This is a genomic window from Neoaquamicrobium microcysteis (genome assembly GCF_008180155.1).
In the GTDB taxonomy this organism is placed as follows: domain Bacteria; phylum Pseudomonadota; class Alphaproteobacteria; order Rhizobiales; family Rhizobiaceae; genus Aerobium; species Aerobium microcysteis.
The window spans coordinates 1-281 of sequence record NZ_VSZS01000012.1 but is presented as its reverse complement, the minus strand read 5'-3'; the positions used below and the strand labels follow the sequence as shown (position 1 = coordinate 281).

The following is a 281-nucleotide window of genomic DNA, read 5'->3' as shown; positions in this document are numbered from 1 at the left end:
TGTCGACCGTGCTCGACGACTTCTCTCGCTACATCATCGCCTGGAAGCTGTGCACCACGATGAAGGCCGAGGACGTCACCGACACGCTGACCATCGCGCTGCAGGCTTCTGGCTGCGACAGCGCCAAGGTGGTGCAGCGGCCGCGGCTGTTGTCCGACAACGGCCCCTCCTACGTCTCTTCCGACCTGGCCGCGTGGCTATCCGACAAGGGCATGGAACATACGCGCGGGGCGCCCTGCCATCCTCAGACCCAAGGCAAGATCGAGCGATGGCACCAGACG

At 64.8% G+C, this 281-nt stretch carries 1 protein-coding gene; it reads left to right on the top strand.

From position 1 onward, the window contains the following. The coding region (locus FY036_RS00030; RefSeq protein ID WP_148912701.1) for a DDE-type integrase/transposase/recombinase at positions 1-281 on the top strand (281 nt) is incomplete at both ends.